Origin of the sequence: Mycobacterium sp. 1245852.3, assembly GCF_001669335.1 — a bacterium.
GTDB classification, from domain to species: Bacteria; Actinomycetota; Actinomycetes; order Mycobacteriales; family Mycobacteriaceae; genus Mycobacterium; species Mycobacterium europaeum_A.
Window position 1 is genome coordinate 1 of the sequence record NZ_LZLL01000318.1, and the last position, 3610, is coordinate 3610.

General features: G+C 69.1%; 2 protein-coding genes. One reads left to right on the forward strand and one right to left on the reverse strand.

The window, feature by feature from the left end; all coding sequences use genetic code 11:
- Window positions 1-137 precede the first annotated feature (137 nt).
- The gene (gene ppc, locus A9W96_RS14365) at window positions 138-2945 is read right to left on the reverse strand and encodes a phosphoenolpyruvate carboxylase (protein ID WP_067140646.1); all 2808 of its coding nucleotides are present in this window, start codon (window positions 2943-2945) and stop codon (window positions 138-140) included.
- Window positions 2946-3083: 138 nt separating this feature from the next.
- Between ppc and A9W96_RS14370 the strand changes: the two genes are divergently transcribed.
- Window positions 3084-3610 (forward strand): LLM class flavin-dependent oxidoreductase (locus A9W96_RS14370; protein WP_156765245.1); only part of this gene is annotated, 527 nt, incomplete at its 3' end.

Sequence of the window (3610 nt, forward strand, 5' to 3'; positions counted from 1 at the left end):
GGCGATCGCCACCGCCACGACCGAGGCCAGAAAGAGCCACAGGGGTAGTCCGGATCCGCTCACTGGTCTCCTCGGTCGACGTCGCGTCAATCAGGGTATTCGCGGGGGGCCGGCCCGGGGAGACGAATCGCGGGTTATCAGCCGCTGTTTCGCAGCGCGCTGGCGAGCCCGTTCATGGTCAGCAAAATGCCGCGCTGCACCAATTCGTCGTCGTCGCCGGAGCGGTAGCGGCGCAGCAACTCCACCTGCAGGTGATTGAGGGGCTCGAGGTAGGGGAAGCGGTTGAACACCGAACGCGCCAGCGCCGGGTTGTCGGCGAGCAGGTTGTCCTGGCCGGTGATGAGCTTGTGCATGGCGATGGTTCGCCGGTGCTCGTCGACGATCTTGTCGAACACCCGGCGCCGCAATTCCTCGTCGTCCACCAATTCGGCGTAGCGCGCCGCCAGCCCGAGGTCGCTTTTGGCCAGCACCTGGGCCAGGTTGGACAGCACGCTGCGGAAAAACGGCCAGCGCTGGTACAACTCGTGCAGGGTGTCCACCCGCTCGCTTTCGCTTTCCGGGCCGGCCGCGATCCACTGTTCGAACGCCGACCCGGTGCCATACCAGCCGGGCAGCATGACCCGCGACTGGCTCCACGCCAGCACCCAGGGGATGGCGCGCAGGTCCGAGATGGACTCGGTGGGTTTGCGTGAGGTGGGGCGGCTGCCGATGTTCAGCGAACCGATCTCGCTGACCGGCGTGGAGGCCATGAAGTAGTCGACGAAACCCGGTGTCTCGTGCACCAATTCGGCGTAGGCACGCTGGGCCAGCACGGCCACCTCGTCGAGCACCGCGTACGCCGGTTCGGCGGCGTCGCCCAGGCCCTCCACATCCAGCAGCGTGGATTCCAGCGTAGCGGCCAGCAGGCTCTCCAGGTTACGTTGGGCCGCTTGCGGTTCGGCGTACTTGGCGGCGATCACCTCACCCTGCTCGGTGAGTCGCAGCGAACCGCTCACCGCGCCCGGCGGCTGCGCCAGGATTGCCTCATAGCTCGGCCCGCCGCCGCGGCCGACGGTGCCGCCGCGACCATGGAAGAGCCGCAACCGGATTCCGGTTTTGCGGGCCACCTCCACCAGGGCCAGCTCGGCCCGGTACACCGCCCAGCTGGACGCCAGGTAGCCGCCGTCCTTGTTGGAATCGGAATACCCCAGCATCACCTCCTGGCTGTCGTCGCGGGCGGCCACCAGGGCGCGGTAGATCGGGAGTTCGAGCATGGCGTGCAGGATGGTGGCGCCGTTGTGCAGGTCGTCGATGGTCTCGAACAGCGGTGAGATGCCGACCGGGCAGTACGGCGCATCCCCGGACGCGTCGATGAGGCCGGCCTCTTTGAGCAGGATCGCGGCCTCGAGGACGTCGGAGACCGAACGACACATGGAGATCACGTAATTGGGCACGGCGGACGGTCCGTAGCGCTTGATGGCGTGCGCCGCCGCGCGCACCACGCCCAGCTCTTTGCGGGCCAGTTCGGACAACTCCGCGCGGTCACCGACCAGCGGCCGGCGGGTGGCCAGCTCGGCGGCCAGCAGCTCGACCCGGTCGTCTTCGGGCAGCGAACCGTAATCGGGGTGCACCCCGGACCACGCCAGCAGCTCGGCGACCACCTCCTCGTGCACGTCGGAGTTTTGCCGCATGTCCAGGCCACACAGGTGAAACCCGAAGACCCGCACGCCTTCTCGCAGCAGCGCCAGGCGGTCGTCGGCCAGCAGCGCGCTGCCGTGCGCGCGCAGCGACGCATCGACGGCGTCCAGGTCGGCCCGCAGCTCGCCCGGGGCGGCATACGGCGGCAACCCGAGGTCCAGCTCGTGCTGGGGTCGGCGGTCCAGGATCTCGGCGCCGGTCGCGGTGAGCCGGGCGCGGATCACCCGCACCGCGCGCCGATACGGCTCGTCGGCGCGGGCCTTCTCACCGCAGCCCTCGGCCAGTTCGGTCAGCTCGGGGCTGACCGCGACCAGGCGCGCCGACATCGACAGCTCCTGTTCCAGCGCGGTCAGTTCGGCCAGGTAGTGCGCCAGCGCGGTGAACGCGGCGTTGCCGGTGGCCTGGCGCACCACGTCGCCCGTCACGTTCGGATTGCCGTCGCGGTCCCCGCCGATCCACGAACCGGGCTGCAGGATCGGCTGATCGAGCAGGTCCGCGTCGGGCCAGCGCTTCCGCAGCGCGTCGCGCACCTCGGCGTTGACCTGCGGGATCACCTTGAAGAACGCGGCGGCGTAGTAGCGCAGCCCCACGTCGATCTCGTCGGTGATCTGCAGCCGGGACAACCGGATCAGCGCGGTCTGCCACAGCGTGAGGACCTGGCGGCGCAACTCGCGTTCGATGTTACGGCCGTCGTCGGTTTCGTCGTGTCCCTCGGCGTGCAGCCGCATCAGTTCGGTGATCCGGTGCTGGGTGACGAACACGGTGCGCCGGCGGGTCTCGGTGGGATGCGCGGTGATCACCGGCGCCACCACGGCACCCTTCAGCGCACCGGCGACGGTGGCCGAATTCAGTTGCGCGGAGTCGAGTTTGGCGTAGGTAGCGGCCAGGCTGCTGTCCTGCGGCGCCTCGCCGGCGGCGACGTGAATCGCCCGGCGGCGCTCGCGGTGGATGTCTTCGGCGACGTTGGCCAGCAACGCGAAGTGGCTGAACGCCCGAATGACCGGGATCGCCTGGTGGATGTCGATGCCATCGAACATCCGCGCCAGCTCCGCGCGGTCGATCTCGGAGCGTCGCACCCGAAACGATTCGACCCGGGCCCGCTCGACGAGCTCGAACACCTCGTGACCGTTCTGCTCGCGCACCGTGTCACCCAGAATGGCGCCCAGCAGCCTGATGTCGGCCCGCATCGGCTCGGTCGCCTCGCGACCCACCAGGGTGCGCTGCACGGCGCCGATCGGTTCCAGCGTGCCCTCGGATGCCTCAACCATGAGTCCCAGTATCGACGCGGTTGTCCGCGGCCGCCCGTCGGGGACCGTCCGCGGCCGTGAATCACCATGGCGCCCAGCGGGTCAGATCAGCGTGATTTAACAGGAATGACCGGCCGATCAACCGTGTTGGTTGCGGACATGTCCACCGGAATCATCCTCATGGCCCGTCCCGATGCCCCCAACCTCGTCGATGACGTGATCGCCCAAGCCCAACGAGCCCACGAGCTCGGTGTCGCGCAGGTGTGGCTACCCCAACAGCAGAACTACGACGCGATCGCGCTCGCCGCGCTCGTCGGAGCCGCCGTGCCCGGGCTGGGCGTGGGCACCTCGGTGGTGCCGATCAATCCCCGTCACCCGCTGATCGTCGCCTCGTTGGCGCAAACGGCGCAGGCCGCCGCGCACGGCAACTTCAGCCTGGGGCTGGGACTGGGTGCCCGACAGGTGGAACGCCCGGCCTTCGGCACCGACTTTCCCAACACCATCACCCGGCTGCGCGAGCACCTGACGATCCTGGCGTCGGTGTTCAACAGCGGCGGCGTCGACTTTCACGGCAGCGAACTGCACGCCAGCCCCACCTGGCCGGTGCGGGTGCCCGGCGGCACACCGATCCCGGTGTATGTGGCGGCGATGGGCCCCAAGGCGCTGCGGGTCACGGGCGAACTGGC

Coding starts and splice junctions, on each gene's coding strand:
- ppc (WP_067140646.1), bottom strand. CDS start 2,945: ATGGTTGAGGCATCCGAGGGCACGCTGGAACCGATCGGCGCCGTGCAG.